This window comes from Desulfovibrio sp. 1188_IL3213 (assembly GCF_036763145.1).
Classification (GTDB): Bacteria; Desulfobacterota; Desulfovibrionia; order Desulfovibrionales; family Desulfovibrionaceae; genus Desulfovibrio.
In genome coordinates this window covers 1-16,605 of sequence record NZ_JBAIYR010000024.1, presented here as the reverse complement: position 1 = coordinate 16,605, position 16,605 = coordinate 1, and the positions used below count along the sequence as shown (strand labels likewise).

Annotated in this window: 17 protein-coding genes, 2 tRNA genes and 2 pseudogenes; 8 read left to right on the top strand and 13 right to left on the bottom strand. The window is 55.0% G+C overall.

Annotated features, from left to right (window positions below):
- Window positions 1-954: 954 nt before the first annotated feature.
- Window positions 955-2,226, top strand: a complete 1,272-nt coding sequence (gene sat, locus V6C16_RS02860) for a sulfate adenylyltransferase (RefSeq protein WP_333536084.1) — start codon at window positions 955-957, stop codon at window positions 2,224-2,226.
- A 414-nt stretch (window positions 2,227-2,640) separates the two neighbouring features.
- Here sat and V6C16_RS02855 read toward each other — a convergent pair.
- The 5 genes and pseudogenes from V6C16_RS02855 to V6C16_RS02835 all read right to left on the bottom strand — a co-directional run.
- Window positions 2,641-2,712, bottom strand: a pseudogene (locus V6C16_RS02855) (50S ribosomal protein L20); the annotation flags it as partial.
- A 277-nt stretch (window positions 2,713-2,989) separates the two neighbouring features.
- Window positions 2,990-3,187, bottom strand: a complete 198-nt coding sequence (gene rpmI / locus V6C16_RS02850) for a 50S ribosomal protein L35 (protein ID WP_012624128.1) — start codon at window positions 3,185-3,187, stop codon at window positions 2,990-2,992.
- Window positions 3,188-3,450: 263 nt separating this feature from the next.
- Window positions 3,451-3,981, bottom strand: a complete 531-nt coding sequence (infC, locus tag V6C16_RS02845; RefSeq protein WP_333535432.1) for a translation initiation factor IF-3 — start codon at window positions 3,979-3,981, stop codon at window positions 3,451-3,453.
- Between the two features lies 1 nt (window position 3,982).
- A complete protein-coding gene (gene thrS, locus V6C16_RS02840; protein WP_333535433.1) occupies window positions 3,983-5,926 on the bottom strand; it encodes a threonine--tRNA ligase in 1,944 nt (647 codons plus the stop codon).
- Window positions 5,927-6,105: 179 nt separating this feature from the next.
- Window positions 6,106-6,182: transfer RNA gene (locus V6C16_RS02835), tRNA-Val, on the bottom strand.
- 303 nt (window positions 6,183-6,485) lie between these two features.
- Here V6C16_RS02835 and V6C16_RS02830 point away from each other — a divergent pair.
- The gene (locus tag V6C16_RS02830) at window positions 6,486-6,974 is read left to right on the top strand and encodes an MOSC domain-containing protein (RefSeq protein ID WP_333535434.1); all 489 of its coding nucleotides are present in this window, start codon (window positions 6,486-6,488) and stop codon (window positions 6,972-6,974) included.
- A gap of 281 nt (window positions 6,975-7,255) precedes the next feature.
- Window positions 7,256-7,630 carry a hypothetical protein gene (locus V6C16_RS02825; RefSeq protein ID WP_333535435.1) on the top strand — a complete coding sequence of 125 codons (375 nt, stop codon included), beginning with the start codon at window positions 7,256-7,258 and terminating at the stop codon, window positions 7,628-7,630.
- Between the two features lie 9 nt (window positions 7,631-7,639).
- On the opposite strand, the gene V6C16_RS02820 is transcribed toward V6C16_RS02825, so the two are convergent.
- Window positions 7,640-7,876: a helix-turn-helix domain-containing protein gene (locus V6C16_RS02820; RefSeq protein WP_333535436.1), complete on the bottom strand. Its 237-nt coding sequence runs from the start codon at window positions 7,874-7,876 to the stop codon at window positions 7,640-7,642.
- 291 nt (window positions 7,877-8,167) lie between these two features.
- On the opposite strand from V6C16_RS02820, the gene V6C16_RS02815 reads away from it, so the two are divergent.
- The 4 genes from V6C16_RS02815 (at window position 8,168) to V6C16_RS02800 (ending at window position 11,167) form a co-directional block, all read left to right on the top strand.
- Window positions 8,168-8,515: a hypothetical protein gene (locus tag V6C16_RS02815; RefSeq protein ID WP_333535437.1), complete on the top strand. Its 348-nt coding sequence runs from the start codon at window positions 8,168-8,170 to the stop codon at window positions 8,513-8,515.
- Between the two features lie 165 nt (window positions 8,516-8,680).
- Window positions 8,681-9,106 (top strand): very short patch repair endonuclease, encoded by a 426-nt coding sequence (locus tag V6C16_RS02810; protein WP_333535438.1) that lies wholly within the window; start codon window positions 8,681-8,683, stop codon window positions 9,104-9,106.
- Between the two features lie 5 nt (window positions 9,107-9,111).
- A complete protein-coding gene (locus V6C16_RS02805) occupies window positions 9,112-10,251 on the top strand; it encodes a DNA cytosine methyltransferase (protein ID WP_333535439.1) in 1,140 nt (379 codons plus the stop codon).
- Window positions 10,238-11,167 (top strand): DUF4928 family protein, encoded by a 930-nt coding sequence (locus V6C16_RS02800; protein WP_333535440.1) that lies wholly within the window; start codon window positions 10,238-10,240, stop codon window positions 11,165-11,167. Before V6C16_RS02805 ends, V6C16_RS02800 begins: the two co-directional genes overlap by 14 nt.
- Here V6C16_RS02800 and V6C16_RS02795 read toward each other — a convergent pair.
- From V6C16_RS02795 to V6C16_RS02785, 3 genes are all read right to left on the bottom strand, one after another.
- On the bottom strand, window positions 11,164-12,816 hold the full coding sequence (locus V6C16_RS02795; RefSeq protein WP_333535441.1) for an AIPR family protein: 1,653 nt from the start codon (window positions 12,814-12,816) through the stop codon (window positions 11,164-11,166). The genes V6C16_RS02800 and V6C16_RS02795 overlap by 4 nt on opposite strands.
- A gap of 156 nt (window positions 12,817-12,972) precedes the next feature.
- Window positions 12,973-13,058, bottom strand: a tRNA-Leu gene (locus V6C16_RS02790).
- A gap of 64 nt (window positions 13,059-13,122) precedes the next feature.
- A complete protein-coding gene (locus tag V6C16_RS02785) occupies window positions 13,123-13,548 on the bottom strand; it encodes a hypothetical protein (RefSeq protein WP_333542760.1) in 426 nt (141 codons plus the stop codon).
- 269 nt (window positions 13,549-13,817) lie between these two features.
- On the opposite strand from V6C16_RS02785, the gene V6C16_RS02780 reads away from it, so the two are divergent.
- Window positions 13,818-14,288, top strand: a complete 471-nt coding sequence (locus V6C16_RS02780; RefSeq protein WP_333534893.1) for a phosphatidylglycerophosphatase A family protein — start codon at window positions 13,818-13,820, stop codon at window positions 14,286-14,288.
- Between the two features lie 99 nt (window positions 14,289-14,387).
- Here the strand turns inward: V6C16_RS02780 and infA are convergent, their stop codons facing one another.
- From infA to V6C16_RS02760, 4 genes and pseudogenes are all read right to left on the bottom strand, one after another.
- The gene (infA, locus tag V6C16_RS02775; protein ID WP_006008898.1) at window positions 14,388-14,606 is read right to left on the bottom strand and encodes a translation initiation factor IF-1; all 219 of its coding nucleotides are present in this window, start codon (window positions 14,604-14,606) and stop codon (window positions 14,388-14,390) included.
- 227 nt (window positions 14,607-14,833) lie between these two features.
- Window positions 14,834-15,694, bottom strand: a complete 861-nt coding sequence (lgt, locus tag V6C16_RS02770; protein WP_333542759.1) for a prolipoprotein diacylglyceryl transferase — start codon at window positions 15,692-15,694, stop codon at window positions 14,834-14,836.
- The gene (moaC, locus tag V6C16_RS02765; RefSeq protein ID WP_333542758.1) at window positions 15,691-16,182 is read right to left on the bottom strand and encodes a cyclic pyranopterin monophosphate synthase MoaC; all 492 of its coding nucleotides are present in this window, start codon (window positions 16,180-16,182) and stop codon (window positions 15,691-15,693) included. The genes lgt and moaC overlap by 4 nt, the downstream gene beginning before the upstream one ends.
- 60 nt (window positions 16,183-16,242) lie before the next feature.
- Window positions 16,243-16,605: pseudogene (locus tag V6C16_RS02760) on the bottom strand (metal-dependent hydrolase); the annotation flags it as partial.

Genomic DNA, 16,605 nt, shown 5'->3' with positions numbered 1-16,605 from the left:
CACCGGGCCTCCGCCGGAGCAGTCGTGAAAAACAAGCGCTCTGCGTCGGCGCCGTCTCTTCAGTTTCGGCATGCCTGCCGCACAACCAGCCGGCAGTGCCGCTGTCTTCAGCGCAACGTGCTTCAGCCCCAGGGCTGAAGCACGTTTGCATTGGAGCGGAGCGTCAACCGCAAGCAGGCGCGACGCCTCGCAAACCGCGCACTGACAAGAGCAGACTGAAGGGGCATGCCGACTCACACCCATGCATTTGCACAAAACCCTTTGACAACAGCCGCACAAGGCTGCTCACCCCCCAAAACGATCTGGCATATTATTCCCAATACATTAAATATATTACGTGATTTTGGCCTGCAAGCGTGCCTGCGCCTGACGCACTCTCAAATGCCGCGAACATAACTCCGCTCAAATACGAAGCGGCAACAGCCCGTCTTTTCAAATAATCTTTTTGTTCCTGCCGAAAAATCGCCTTTTCGCGAGATTGCGAAAAAAAGCGCCATCGCCCCTTTCAGGCCGTGCAAGGGCAGCGAATGACTAATTTTATTTTCCACCGCCTTGTGTGACACAATCTGTCAATTTTAAAATATATTTAATAATATTATAATATTATATGATATTTTTCCATACGGCAATCAATGTGCCCGGTATAAAAATCCCTTTATCTGTACTATTTTTCTCCATCCGAGCAAATGGCAAAACAAAGACAATGTGCTTTTTTTTCAGCCGGGGGGCTTCTCTTTTTTAAAAACATGTCGTAAGATGGCATTTATGTTTCTTGGCTTTAGACAAGGCCTTTTCGCTTTTTCAGATGTTTGCGGGTCAGGAAATTTTGCAAGAGGTAGTTGACTTTTTGTTAGATTATTCACAAGATGGATTTCGAGAGAAGCCCTCCCCATTCCGGCTGTGCGTACTGCCGTGGCGGGAGGCTGTCATAACCAAAACACGGAGGATTTCGCGATGTCCAAGTTGGTAGCTCCTCACGGCGGTAAGGGTCTGGTCTGTTGCCTGCTTGAAGGCAAGGCCCTGGAAGATGAAAAGAAAAAGGCCGCTGGCCTCAAGCAGATCGAAATTTCTTCCCGCGCCAAGGGCGACCTCATCATGATGGGCATTGGCGGCTTTTCGCCTCTGAACGGGTTCATGAACAAGGCCGACTGGAAAAGCGTGTGTGAAAAAATGACCCTCACCGACGGCACCTTCTGGCCTGTGCCCGTAACCCTTGACGTCTCCGCTGACGAAGCCAAGAGCATCAAGGTCGGGGAAGAAGTGGCCCTGGTGCGCAAGGGCGAAGTCATGGCGACCATGAAGGTCGAAGAAATCTATGAAATGACCGAAGCCGACAAAAAGATGGAGTGCGAGCTGGTCTTCAAGGGCGAAGGCCCTGACTCTGAAAAATTCTGGGAAGTGGCCCCCGAAGACCATCCCGGCGTGAAAATGGTTCTGGCCCAGAAGGAATACAATATCGCCGGTCCCGTGAAAGTGCTCTCCCAGGGCGAATTCCCCGAAAAGTTCCCCGGCGTGTACATGACCCCCGCCCAGCTGCGCGCCAAGATGGACGAACGCGGCTGGCAGAAGGTTGCCGCCCTGCAACTGCGCAACCCCATGCACCGTTCGCATGAATACCTTGCCAAAATCGGCGTGGAAGTGTGCGACGGCGTGGTCATTCACTCCCTGGTCGGCTCCCTGAAGCCCGGCGACATCCCGGCCGAAGTGCGCGTCAGGTGCATCGACACCCTGGTGGACAAGTACTTTGTGAAAGACTTTGTCATCCAGGCCGGTTACCCCCTGGACATGCGCTATGCCGGCCCGCGTGAAGCCCTGCTGCACGCCACATTCCGCCAGAACTACGGCATCAACAACCTGCTTGTGGGCCGCGACCACGCCGGCGTGGGCGACTTCTATGGCATGTTTGAAGCCCAGGAAATCTTCCGCAAAATGCCTGCCTCCGCAGATCCGGCCAAACGCCTGCTCTGCGAACCCCTGAACATCGACTGGACCTTCTACTGCAAGAAGTGTGACGGCATGGCGAGCATGCGCACCTGCCCGCACGGCAAGGATGACCGCGTCATCCTGTCCGGCACCAAGCTGCGCAAAATGCTCTCCGAAGGCGCGGAAGTGCCGGATCACTTCGGTCGCGATGAAGTGCTCGCCATCCTGCGCGAATACTATTCCGGCCTGACCGAAAAAGTCGAAGTCAAGATGCAGCGTGCCGCCTCTGGTTCCACCATGTAGGGTTGCCGCAGTCACAACGCGAAAGGACGTCCGCAAGGGCGTCCTTTTGTTTTTTCCGTACTCGCTGCAGCCACGCCATGCTTTACCTGAGGGCAAAAAAAGCCTATAGAGGTATGATACATTCAGGGTTCAGGAATCGTGCCGCGGTGCCGCCGCCGCGCGGTCCGGCCCGTTTCTTTGCAAGTTCCGGCGGCGCGCCCGCCAAACCCATATTACAGGTGGTTCATGAACCGATCCCACGAAATCGTTACCGGCGCCCTGCTTCTTGCCCTGGCGGCCGCGGCATTTTGCGTACGGAGCGCCCTTGGCAACGAAGTAAATCTGTGTGTGACGGCCGGCTGCTCCCTGTACCAGGACAGCACTGTGGCGGGCATTTCGCTGTGGTGGATCGGGACCGGAATTTTCGCAGCGCTGTCGAAAACCTTTGGCGGCGGTCAAATATTTCTTGTGACGACGATGACCGGAAAGACCTCTCTTGACACGCATGGTGTGACCTCCTTCTCCCAACCAGGCGGAGGAAAGCCCGTTGGGGGGTGTAAAGTATCATGCCCCTCGATGAGGGGGTACGGATTGAACGTCTGTTACGGCTCCGCACTCGCCGCGACGCTTGCGCGTCTTGAATTTTCCAGGCCGACTGGCCTGGGCCGCTGCTGTTATCAGATGCATGCCCGGAGCAGTAGCCTGTGCGGGGAGTTCAAAAAACGCACCGCTCAAGGCCCGCAGGGGAACCTTGCAACCGGGACAGGCAGGCCGGGGCAAAGCCCTAGCCGTTGGGCAGCATGCGGCGCACGGCCTTTTCGTTGGCTTTGTCCACGGTGGTGGACTGACCCAGGCGCATTTTGCGGCTGGCGGCCTTCTTGGTGAGGATGTGGCGCAGGTTCTGGCGACGACGCTTGAACTTGCCGCTGCCGGTCTGCGAAAAACGCTTGGCGGCGGAACGCCGGGTTTTGATCTTGGGCATGGCGTACTCCTTACGAAAACATATACCCGGCAGGTCTGCGGACGCGCCAGGGGAAGGGCATGATGCCCCAAAGCGCCATAAGGCGCAAGAGCCGGAACAACTTCAATGTAAAATTGTTCCCGCAAACGGGCGAGCAGGCGTTTTTCCCTGTGCTGCACAGGCCGCGCAGCTGCGCTTTTGGCGCTGGAATGACGCTTTCAGTTCTTGAAAATCCAGATTTTCAAGAACACCTGCTCCAATGTTTTTTTGCCGTGTGAAGCCGGTTATTTTTTGGGAACCAGCATCATCTGCAGGGTGCGGCCTTCGGCGCGGGGTTCCTGATCGACCTTGGCGATGTCAGCCAGGTCCTGAACTACCCGTTCCAGAATGGACATGCCGCGATCCTTGTGGACAATTTCGCGGCCCCTGAAGAATACCGTTATCTTACAGCGGTCGCCTTCTTCCAGAAAGCGGCGGATGTGGCGGACCTTGGTTTCGTAATCATGGTCATCCGTCTTGGGGCGGACCTTGATTTCCTTGATCTGCACCACAGCCTGGCGTTTTTTGGCTTCCTGCTTTTTCTTCTGCTGCTCGTATTTGAACTTGCCGTAGTCCATTATGCGGCAAACGGGCGGCTCGGAGTTGGAAGAAACTTCCACCAGGTCCATGCCCGCTTCTTTTGCCATCGCAATGGCTTCGTTACGTTGCAAAATACCAAGCTGCTCGCCATCGGCGGCGATCACGCGCACTTCACGGGCGCGGATCATTTCGTTGCGACGTACGCTGTCTTGCGGCATGTCGCGGCGGAATCTCATGTTAGGCGAAGCTATAGCGCATCCCTCCTTGTTTGAAAGGCTCTTCGGCGTCCGTGCGTATGAGCGCGGCGATTTCCGCTACGGACTTGAGCCCCAGGTTGTCTCCATTGCGCAGGCGCACATTGGCGCCGCCCGCCTGCACTTCCTTTTCTCCCACAACAAGAATGTACGGAACTTTTGCCAGTTGGGCCTCACGCACCTTGAATCCCAGTTTTTCATTGCGCGTGTCGGCCTGGGCACGGATGCCCAGGGCCTTGAGTTCCTCAACCATGCCGGCGACGGCTTCGTCCCCGGCTTCGGTCACCGTGAGCAGGCGCGCCTGCTCTGGCGCAAGCCATGTGGGCAGCGCGCCGGCGAAGTTTTCAACAAGAATGCCGATAAAGCGCTCAAGCGAACCCATGATGGCGCGGTGCACCATGACCGGGCGGTGGCGTTCGCCGTCCTGTCCCACATAGGTGAGGTCAAAGCGCTCGGGCAGGGTAAAGTCCACCTGAATGGTGGAACACTGCCACTCGCGGCCGATGCAGTCCAGCAGGCGCACGTCGATCTTGGGACCGTAAAAAGCGCCGTCACCTTCATTGATGGTGTAAGGCAGCCCCGCCTTTTCCACGGCCTGCACAAGGGCGCTTGTGGCCGATTCCCACGCTTCATCCGTGCCGATGCTGCTTTCGGGCCTGGTGGACACCGCCACCTTGTATTCAAATCCGAAGAGATTCATAAGGTCGCGAATGAGATGGATGACCTCAAGAATCTCGCCTTCAAGCTGTTCCGGCGCGCAGATGATGTGGGCATCATCCTGGGTGAACTGGCGTACACGCAAAAGGCCGTGGAGCACGCCGCTTTTTTCATGGCGGTGAACCACGCCAAGCTCAAAATAGCGCTGCGGCAGATCGCGGTAGCTGTGCAGTTCGTTGCCGTAAATAAGCATGTGCGAGATGCAGTTCATGGGCTTGACGCCGTAGGCGTCTTCCTCGATCTGCGTAAAGTACATGTTTTCGCGGTAATGGTCGTAGTGCCCGGACTTCTGCCATGTTTCAACACGCAGAAGCTGCGGCCCCTGAACTATGTCATAGCCGCGTTTGAGATGTTCTTTGCGCCAGAAGTCTTCAAGAATGGTGCGCACAAGCATGCCCTTGGGCAGCCAGAACACCATGCCCGGGGCCACGTCTTCCTTGAAGGTGAAGAGCGAAAGTTCGCGTCCGAGCTTACGGTGGTCGCGGCGTTTGGCTTCTTCAATCTGCTTCAGGTGAGCGGCCAGGGCTTTTTCATCCGCAAAGGCCGTACCGTAAATACGGGACAGCATACGGTTTTTTTCGTCACCGCGCCAGTAGGCTCCGGCAACGCTCATAAGCTTGGAGGCTTTGGCAAAGCCCGTATGCGGCACATGCGGGCCGCGGCACAGGTCTGCAAAGCCGCTGCATGTGTAGACCGACACGGTGTCCGCATCAATGCCTTCAATAATTTCGACCTTATAGTCTTCGCCCATAGCCTTGAAGCGTTCCACGGCCTCGGCCTTGGAGAGCTCTTCGCGGGTAAACGGCTCGCGCGCATTGGCGATGCGCTGCATTTCCGCTTCAATGGCGGGAAAATCTTCGCTGGAAAAGGGCTTTTCCACATCAAAGTCGTAGTAAAAGCCGGATTCGATGGAAGGCCCGATGGTAACGCGGGCTTTGGGGAAAAGCTGTTTCACAGCCGCCGCCATGACGTGGGCGGTGGAGTGACGGAGTATCTGCAGGCCCTCGGGCGAGTCGGCGTACACCGGTTCCAGGCCGGTGCAGCCGGCGGGAACCGGAGAGGAAAGGTCAAGCAGTTCTTCCGCGCCTGCAGCAGCGCGGGCGGCCACAACGGCCTTGAACTTTTTGCCGCTCAAGGCTTTCTGGAGTACGGCGGCCACGCTGTCGCCAGCCTGCCCCTCTACCATTTGCCCTTCCACACGGACTTCCATGACTATCTCCTTGCGTCGCCGGAGGCGCTGCCCGGCCAGACAAAAAAGCCAAAACAAAATGGGGAGGTAAACCTCCCCACTGCGCCGATACCGGTCATTCGGCCGCCCTGCGGCAGCCTGTGCTATGGGCGGGGCCAAGGCCTTCCGCCGTTTAGGGGAACCATCCCCGAAGTTTCTTTTGGTAGGAACGAGCAGACTTGAACTGCTGACCCCTTCCGTGTCAAGGAAGTGCTCTAGCCACCTGAGCTACGCTCCTACATGAGGCAAGGGGTTATATAGCTACTCATGCCTGGCCCGTCAAGAATTTTTTGTGTATTCCCGCATTTTCTTTGATTTGCTCGCAAAGTCCATTTTTTAACGTACGGGGGCTGACCCGCCGGATTTGTGTTTTATATTTATATATGCGAGCGCGGAAAGGCCGGTGGAACAGGGGAGACGTCCGGTGGGTGTTGAGCCTGTCGCCATCAGCAGAAACTGGTTTCATCAGGCACGGCTGGTGAATGCTTATGCAGCCGTCTGAAGGTTCAAGATGTAAATGTTTTAACCATAGGAAAATAGTATGGGAATGATCAAGGCCATCTGTACCAGCCCCAAAAAAGGTACTGCCAAAAAAACCGTTCCTTCCGCCGTGTTTGTAGTGGATCACGGCATTGAGGGCGATGCCCACGCCGGAAAGTGGCATCGTCAGGTCAGTTTGCTTTCCTGGCAGGCCATTGAGGCATTCAGGGCCAGAGGAGCCGTGGTTACGCACGGATGTTTCGGCGAAAATCTTGTTGTGGACGGCATTGATTTTGCGGCCCTGCCCGTGGGGACACGCCTGCGCTGTAATGACGTGCTTCTGGAAGTGTCGCAGATAGGCAAGGAATGCCATAACCACTGCCAGATATACCACACGATGGGCGACTGCATCATGCCCCGGCAGGGCGTGTTCGCGAGAGTTTTGCGAGGCGGTCTTGTGCGTTCCGGGGATGTGATGGAAGTGTTGCCCGCAGGGGCTGGATGCGACTGCCCGGAAGCCGGACGACAGGCCCAAGAGGCCAGTTCGTAAGCCCGCGTGCGTAGTGCGTTTTCAACGCGCAAACCGAGGAAGTTCATCACATCATGTCCGCAAGCCCGCGCGTGTAGCGCGTTCTCTCTTTGTGACCGGGCGGGATGCGGGGGAAAACCATGAGCCTGCGTATGAACCGGAGGTAGGCCGTGCCGGTTGCACAGGGGGGCGCTGTTCGTGTTTTTTTGCCGGCACAAGGTGCGCGATAGAACCGCCGTCAAAGAGCTTGACAGCCTTGGTGGTGGGCTTGATTGCCGCGAATTACGGTATCTGTGAGGGGAATGGGCGAATCGGAAATATTGGAAATGCGGCTGACCCTGCTGCAACAGCAAGACATGGAGAAATTGAAAAGCACCGCAGAGTTGATGAAGGCTTTGAGAGACTTGCACGGGCTTATCAAGACCGCGACCTTGAGCGTGAAGCAATCCGCGAACGAAGTAAGGGCATATCCCGCTGAAGTTATCTCCCAGGCGACGGCAAAGGTGGAAAACTCGGTAAAATTCTGCGTGGAGGGCGCGGAGCGGGCGCGGGACGTGTACAACGCCGCTCAACATCTCGTCACTATGGTGGAGAAGCATATTGTATGGTGGGTCATCATTCCGTCCATACTGTCGCCCATGGTCATCGCGGCCATTCTTCTGTGGCTGATGCCGTGATAGGCGCGGCTATTGGATCAAGTTCATTTCCCGAAGGAGTGAAACCACGTCTTCCCGTAGCGCCTTTGCAATTTCAATAAACTCAACCACGTCTAACCGGCGTTCTCCGCTTTCATACTTTGAGACAAAAGATTGGGGCTTGCCCAAAAAGTCGGCGACGGCTTGTTGGGTAAGTCCTTGTCGTTTTCTGGCGTTGATGAGCCCTTCAAGAAAGGCCTCATACTCTCGCGTGAAGTTGGATTTCATGGGTATCCTCTTTTGGGATAACCCTATTGCGAGTTGCAAAATATCCCAAAATAGGATATTTATTTTTGTGCAAATCCTCCAAACGAGAAACGCATGATCGCATCTGAGGAAATAGGCATGATTGTCGCCCGGTTGGCGATATTATGATGAACGCTTCCTCGCGGAGTTGCTTCAAACGGCCAGCGATGCGGGGGAAGGGCTGCGGCCTGACGATCTGGAAAAATTGGCGCTTTGGGCGACGCTCATGCGGGCATTACGTTCAAGTCTCGCGGCACATGAAAAGGAGAACAGATGAACCGTTTCAATCCGCCGCTCTGTGAACCGTGCCTTCTGTCGCACAATGCCTCCGTGGCGCGCAGGCTTTACATTGACCTTGCCGTGACGGCCATCATCTTTATCGGTGTGGCCGTGTTTGTGGCGTATAACGCGCAGACCAATAAAAGCGGCGGCATCGTTGTCGGCTTGATGCTGGCCGGGGCCTATTGGGGCTGGCAATTCCTGAGCCGTATTCCGGTGCCGGTTATCCTGACATCCGGCGCGGGGTTCATCATGTATCTCGGCATCAAGCTTTTTCTTTCCGTTATGGCGGGATTTATCGTCGCCCCCTGGCAGATATTCAAGCGCATCAGGGAGAATTAGCTCCATCAAGATCCTCGAAAGGGATGTGACGGCCGGAAGGGCGTAAAAATTATCGCCGACGAAGCATCGGCGCACAGGTACGACTCAAAGGCGGTTCATCCGCCTTTTTATTTCTCTAGACTCTTTTCTTGCGAGGTTCTCGCCCTCAGGATATATCTTTTCCAGATGGACAATGTAAGCCCGGAAAAGCGAAGCTGGACTATGGCCCAGGTGAAAGGGCGCAATACGGGGCCGGAAAAGGCCGTGCGCTCCCTCCTGCACCGTATGGGGTACAGATTCAGGCTTCAGCGGGCGGACTTGCCGGGCAAGCCGGATATCGTCTTGCCCAAGCATCGCACGGTCATCTTTGTTCACGGCTGTTTTTGGCACCGCCATACTGGCTGTAAACGCGCCACTATGCCCGCTACCAACATCGATTATTGGAATCGGAAATTTGAGCGGAACGTGACGCGAGACGCGCAAAATAGAATTGCTCTCGAAAGCGGTGGCTGGCGCGTCCTGATAGTGTGGGAATGCGAATTGAAAGATTTGGCGGCCCTACAGGCCCGTTTGTTTGATTATTTCAACACGCTCCGCGTTGACGGCGCATGACAATTATGAGTTTAGCCTACCAAACCCTGCAATACAGCGTTTCCTACTCGGCGTCTGAGTTGCCGCAGGAAGACGCGCGCCCGCCGTTCCTTGAGTTTTTTGCGGGCAGCGGCTTGGTAAGCCATGCTTTGGCTCCATATTTCAGCGAAGCGTGGGCAAACGACATTTGCCCTAAAAAAGCCGCAGTTTTTTGGTCCAACCATGAAGGCGCTCCTTTCGCCCTATGCTCCATCACCGATGTAAACGGTAAACGCCTCCCATCAAGCGTCCTTTCATGGGCCAGCTTCCCTTGTCAGGACTTATCTCTTGCCGGCAACGGCAAAGGCATCAGGGCCAAGCGTAGCGGCCTTGTCTGGGAGTGGCTTCGCGTCATGGACGAAATGTCGCAGCGGCCACCGCTTTTGGCGGCTGAAAACGTGGTCGGCCTTGTTTCCACTGATGAAGGCGCTCATTACCGGGAATTGCACACGGCTCTCGTGAAACGCGGCTACAAAGTCGGCGCCATGCTGCTTGACGCTGTTCATTGGCTCCCCCAGTCTCGCCCCAGGGTGTTTGTGGTTGCAGTTGACGCCCAAACGTCCATTCCGCAAAATCTTGTAGCCGGAAAGCCGACCTGGGCGCACCCCGCCGCTATTCAGAAAGCTGCTGCCGGACTTGATGGCTGGGTATGGTGGAATTTGCCAAAGCCAGAAAAGCGCGGCCTGACTCTTTCCGAAGTAGTGGATTTCTCATTGCCCTGCCAGGATGCGGCCACCAGCAGAAAAAATCTAGCGATGGTTCCGCCCGCGCACATGCGCAGGCTTCAGGAAAGCGGACTTCCGGTAGTCCCTGGATATAAGCGCATTCGGAACAAGAAACAGGTTCTTGAGCTGCGTTTTGACGACATTGCCGGATGTCTGCGCACCCCGGCAGGCGGCAGCAGCAGGCAGTATCTTGTGATTAAGCAGGGCAAAGAGTGGAGGACGCGCATCCTCAGCCCCCGCGAAGCGGCAAGGCTTATGGGAGCGCCGGAAACCTTCAAGCTTCCCGGCACCTTCAACGATGGCTACAAGGCTATGGGCGACGCGGTAGCCGCTCCTGTCGCCGCGTACTTGGCAAAACACCTTCTCTCCCCTCTTGCGGCGGTTTGCGATGACCTCTCTTGAAAAACGTCTGACAGAATTTCGTGATGCGAACTCCCTGAGAAGCAAAGGCCAACTGGCCGTCATGTTGCACATCACTCGGCTTGCTGCCGAAAACGGCCTTCCCATTGATCCGGAAACCTTGCGGACTGACAGGGAAGGACAGGTCAAAGGGCTGGGCAAGGGGCGAGTGCAGAATATTTTGAAAGGCCACGGCATTACTCGCGTGCTCGCCGAGGAAGGCGGACGCACCAGCCGGGGAAGCCTTGGCAACGCCTCTGATTATGCGATTTTTTTGAACGCGCTGCATACAGAAAAGATGGACGACTTAGCCGCCATTGAAAAGTGGTGGATCGCCCGCGTTCAGGACTATTTCAGCAGCAAACCCTTCACTCTCAAGTTTGATCCGAGCAAATCTTTGCGCTCCATCGTTAGCGACCTGCTCGCCCAGGCCGTGAAGCGCCAAAAAGACAATCCTGGCACTACCTATGCTGGCACTGTGCTACAACACCTTGTCGGCGCCAAGCTCGACTTGATTCTGCCGGAAGATAAAAGAGTCGCCCACCACGGCGCGAATGTGGCGGACTGCCCCACCGCGCGTGCTGGCGATTTTGTGCTTGATGACGTGGCTATCCACGTTACGACAGCCCCTTCTGAAGCGCTTATTCGTAAGTGTAAAGATAATATTGACGCTGGAATACGTCCGATTATCGTGACTATTGCAGAGGGCCGCGCTGGCATTGAATCTATTGCTAAAGGCTTTGAAATTGAAGGACGTATTGACGTTATTGAGGCTGAGCAATTTATCGCTACGAACATCTTGGAATGGAGCCAATTTACTGAAAAATCTCAACGCATAGAGGTCATGCGCCTTATTTCTAAATATAATGAAATTGTTCAACGTGTGGAAACTGACCCTAGCCTGACCATCATTATCTAAGGCAAAGCATCCTCTATTTCTTTGAGCTTTTTCGCATTCCTAAATAAATATACCAACGGTGTTCCAGGATATTTTTCCTCAGCGACATCATAAACAGCGTTAAACAAGGTTGGAATGGTTGCATCCACCGTTGTCATGGCCGCTTCAATTTCGAACTGCTCACTACGTATTTTTGACTTTTCTATATTTTTCAAGCATTGAGCAGCAATAAATATATTGCCATAAACAGCGTATTGTTGTTTTCTTTTGTCATCTACGGCGCATTGCCGAATATTTTCTTGAGATTTTTCAAACAGACAGAGCAGATGTTTGACGTAATATGGAGAGTTGGAATGATTAAAAATTAGTTTGTATGGTACCCTCTCAATATCATCCCATACACGGCCAATTTCCCTTTTTGCAACAGCCACCAAGTTAATGTCACCTGTGTCTGCAATAAGAGCTTGAGCAACATAAGTTAAGTCGTAACAATTTTCCCCTTGCACCTCATCGCCAGCTTTATAAACATATTTAATGCCAAGTATATCAAGTCCTTCTTGGAGCTCTTTTTGATAGGGGTCCAATGCGACAAAGTCTTTTCTTTCGATTCTATTCTGAGTGTTTGCAGCTTTTGTTATTGATCGAGACAAGTCGCTGTCATGCTGTTTTGTCTCGATAAATTTTGCAAAAACATACGCCACATCTGTTTTATCTTTATCTTTTTTGTATACCCGATGACAAGCTCCAACCGTCTGCGCTCCATTAACAACAGCAAGACCGTTACATTCAAACACTCCGCTTTCTCGCGAAGAGCCACCAAGAGGCTTCTTTTTTATTTCATTAGCAATCAAAGTTATACCATTATTTAGATAGCAAAAAAGCTCTGGAGCATTCACAATGGAATCCACAATCATATTATTCACATCAGTATCCCCTTTAAAAGAACGGATATTCGGCGTGAATAAAGAGTCCTGATGCTTTTCAAATAAAACAGCCAAATCAGAAGCTGCGACAAAGCCAAAGTAAGCGTCATCACCGGCACTCGCAATTTTTGTCCAATCCCTAATGACCACATCCTCGTTGACTGGACCACGAGACTTAGAAGCTACGTCATAAAGTCTGCTTTGATTGGCAACTTTTAAAGTCATTATGTCATCGCCGTCATTAATACGGCCTATATATTCAGAAAATATAGCTTCTACACTGTCAGATAATATATTGGTGCTATTGTACGTCGGGCAAAGAACTATCTTAACACTTGCATCATTTGTTATCTTGTCTAGTATGTGCTTCTTTTTTTTCACATCCGTGTTAAATCCATCAAAATCAAGCTCTAGTAACTTCTGTACGCCATGGATCAGTTTATGCGCGGCAGCTTCATCAAGGGTTTTGTTTCCCTCTCTACTCCATTTGGATTGGACAAAATAAACGGTATTTGTATAGCCATCGTAAGAAATGGCATCTATGCCGTTGTCGCCACCGCCATCTACGACGGCTCCTGCGGCATCCTCAAACCCACACCCGGTAAATGAAATCACAGCTAATGCCGCGATACCGCGGGTCAAAAGGGTTGTTGCGCGGTCATGTTCGCTCACTTGCGAAACATCTATGAGGCCTGTAAAATTTTGCTCAATATAAGATTTGATTCTGGAATTCTTAAGAGTGGACATAGTGTCCTCGTAGATTTTGAGTTTTTATATATGTAGCCTCTGAAGGTGAGTAGCGCAAATTGGGGAAAGCGGCACAATGGTGGCACCGTTTTACTATAAACAAAAAAATACGGCATCATTCGCTTTTGCGTTATGCCGTATTTCCTTTAAAATAAATGGTACCCGGAGCGGGACTTGAACCCGCACACCTTAACGGCCAGGGATTTTAAGTCCCTTGTGTCTACCGATTCCACCATCCGGGCGTTTCTGCGTCTGGAAGTTGCGCAGTGTTGGCCTTTCCGCCCTGCGGGCAGGGCGCATGCGGGTTTATTCCGCTTCTTCGCCGCCTGATGTGGCGGCAGCCCCGCCGGTGCGCCAGACCCTGAGGCCCGGCGGCGGCTCAAGGGGAACGGAGCGTTCCTCTTCCTGCCATTGTCCTGCGCGCAGCCAGTATATATGCAGGGAATTGAAGTCCTTGTCCAGACACAACATCTGCCCCCGCACGCCCGGAGGCAGCAATGCGGCGGTTTCCAAGGCAATTTTTCGGTAAACGTAGAGTTTGTGTGCCTCAAACGCGCACTGGAACATGAGCGCGTCGCCCAGAGGGGTAAAGTCCAGGTGTGCGGCGTCCGCCCGCAGCAGCAGGGCCGTGAGGTCGGCTGTAAGATTTTCTTCTACGGCCAGCAGGGCCTCATAGGTGAGGCTGTCGTCGTAGCTGAATCGGCCAAAAAGTTCGCTGCGATTTTTGTCCATGTCATGCCTATACGGTAAAGCTGTTTTTTAGGCAATAATGCGTTAAACGGGCATGAAAGGCGAGCCTCAAAGTGTGCGCGGTGCATGTTTTTAAGAGAGTTGCGCGTATTTTCATTCTGGTCCTGTGGGCATAAAGTGGCTAGAATATGTGCGCGAGAGATGTTCGTAGTGCCGGAACCGGGCTACCCGAGTTCCGGCTGCATGTGACTTGTCCGCCGTTTGCTGACGGCTTTTGCCGCGTTGCGCGGTGCAACCTGCCTGGAGAAACAATGCCCCTGAAAGACCAGTTGGTTTTGTATTTTTGCCGCCTGGGTGTAGCCGGTCTGGACCCCAAGGCTCCCGGCACCTGGGGAACGGCCATGGCCTGCCTGTTGGCTCCCTACATTTTCTTGCCCCTGAATCTCTGGCTGCGGGCGGGGTTGCTGCTGGCGCTCTTTTTTCTGGGGGCCGTGGCTGCCACGCGGGCGGAAAAGCTGCTGGACCGCAAAGATCCCGGTGAAGTCGTCATTGACGAACTGGTGGGGGTGTGGCTGGTGCTGCTGCCTTTCCCCGATCCGAGCTTTTTCATGGTGCTGGCGGCTTTTGTGGCTTTTCGAATTTTTGATATCGCCAAGCCCTGGCCGGTCAAGGCATCGGAAAACTGGCTGCCCGCCGGTTACGGCATCATGATTGACGACGTTGTGGCCGGTTTGTGGGCCTTGCTGTGCGTGGGCGCGCTTGCCTGGATGGGGCTTTCGTGACGGAAGGAAGACGCAGCCGGGCTGCGAAAAGAGAAGAGGGGGCGCGGCCAGGGGCGGTTCGGCCACAGCGTGGCTACAGAAAAGCCGCCGCGCCCGCTGCTACTTCATGCGGTAGGTGATGCGCCCGCGGGTCAGGTCGTAAGGGGAAAGTTCAACCTTTACGCGGTCGCCGGGCAGGATGCGGATGTAGAATTTGCGCATTTTGCCGGAAATATGGGCCAGTACTTCGTGACCGTTTTCCAGCTCCACGCGGAACATGGCGTTGGGCAGGGCTTCCTGCACTACGCCGTCAACTTCAATGGAACCTTCTTTAGCCATGTGATCTCCATAAAAAATGATTAGGATAAACGGCGGTCAGCTTCACAAAAAAGCGGGCTGGTGTCAACTGCGCGGCCATTGACGCCAACACGGACAGACGGCAGCCCTGCGCAGACAAGCCCGCCGCCCGGATATGCGGTGATGCTGCCCGGTGTGTGCTGTGAGCGCGACCGCGTGACCGGCATCCGGCGTTGCATGAACCGGATGCGTTTCAGTTTTGCGCGCTGCTATTTTTTCTGCTTGCGTTTTTTATTGCTGTGGCCGCCCGAATTTTTTGATCCGGGCCGTTCCACAACCACATGCATGCCCTGTTGCATGATAGGGGCCTGTCGGCAGAGCAGCCACAGGCCGACAGCCATGAGCGGAATGCAGAGCACCTGGCCCATGGTGAGCCAGCCGAAAGCAAGGTAACCAAGCTGGGCATCGGGAACGCGCACAAATTCAACCACAAAGCGGAACAGGCCATAGCCAAGGGCAAACAGCCCGGAAACAGCCCCGCGTTTGCGAGGTTTCAGCGAATATATCCACACCAGGGCAAAAAGAACCAGCCCTTCCAGCAGCGCTTCGTAAAGCTGGCTTGGGTGGCGCGGCAGGGAACCGGCGCCGGGAAAGACCACTCCCCAGGGACCATCCGTCACCTTGCCCCACAGTTCGCCGTTGATGTAGTTGCCAAGGCGTCCGAAAAAGAGGCCTTGGGGAACCAGCGGGGCCACAAAGTCCGAAATGTCCAGAAAAGAACGATGCCGCGTGCGGGCAAAGTACCAGAACGCGCCAAGTACGCCAAGCAGTCCCCCGTGAAAGGACATGCCGCCGTTCCAGATGCGCAGGATCTCCATCGGGTCCGAGATGTAAACGGGCAGATCATAAAACAGCACATAGCCCAGGCGCCCGCCCAGAATGATGCCGATCATGACGCAGGTGAGCAGGTCGTCCACATCGGCGGCCCGCCAGTCTGAACCGGGCCGCGAGGCGCGCCAGCGGCCCAGCCACCAGCCCAGGCCGAAACCCGCCAGATACATGAGTCCATACCAGCGCAGTTGCAGGCTGCCGATACTGAAGGCAACGGGATCAATATGGGGCAGCATCATTCTTCCATGTCCGGCGCGTTGAATTCGCCGCTTTTGCCGCCGCGCTTGTGCAGCAGACGCACCCGGCTGATGATGATGTCACGCTGCACGGCCTTGCACATGTCATAAATAACGGCGGCAGCGGTTTGCGCGGCCACAATGGCTTCCATTTCCACGCCGGTATTGCCCACGGTGCGCGTTTCGGCCTCAATGCGGATGCGCGGCGGCGCTTCGCTTACATCAAAGCGGATGTCGGCATAGGTGAGGCTCAGCGGGTGGCACAGGGGAATAAGCTCACCGACGCGCTTGGCGGCCATGATGCCGCCGATTTTGGCGCAGGTGAGCACGTCGCCCTTGGGCAGGGCCACCTTGAGCAGCAGCTCAAGGGTCGCCGGGCTGAGTTCCACCACCGCCTCGGCAATAGCCACACGTTCTGTGGCCTGCTTGTTGCCGACGTCCACCATGGTCACATTGCCCTGCCCGTCCAGATGCGAAAAACTGCTGTTCATAAACACCTCGTCGCCGTTGTTGTAACGTGTATGGGCGATTGCGCCCCCGGCGGGGCAGCCTCAGCGCAGCCCGACCAGCCAGTCCAGTATGCCCGGTTCCCTAGGGGGCCGGGGAGGTTGCCACTGAGAATCCCTGCCGCTGTCGGAAAAGCGCAGCCGCTCCTGCAAAAGGCGAACGTCCGTCTGTTTTTCCGCCTCTGGCGTCGGGGCTTCCCCGGCTGCGGGCATTTCCAGTTTTGTCATGTACTGGAAGGGGATGTCCGCATTGGGGCGGCTGGCCATGGCGGCGCGTACCAGCTTCAGGCTGCTGCCGAAGCGCAGGTCATGAAAAAGTATGTATGAGGCGGCGTGCTCCGAGGCTTCGGGCGCGGTGCCTGCCGGGCTGGCAGTATCGGATGTGCCGGACGCAGCGGAAGAACCGGG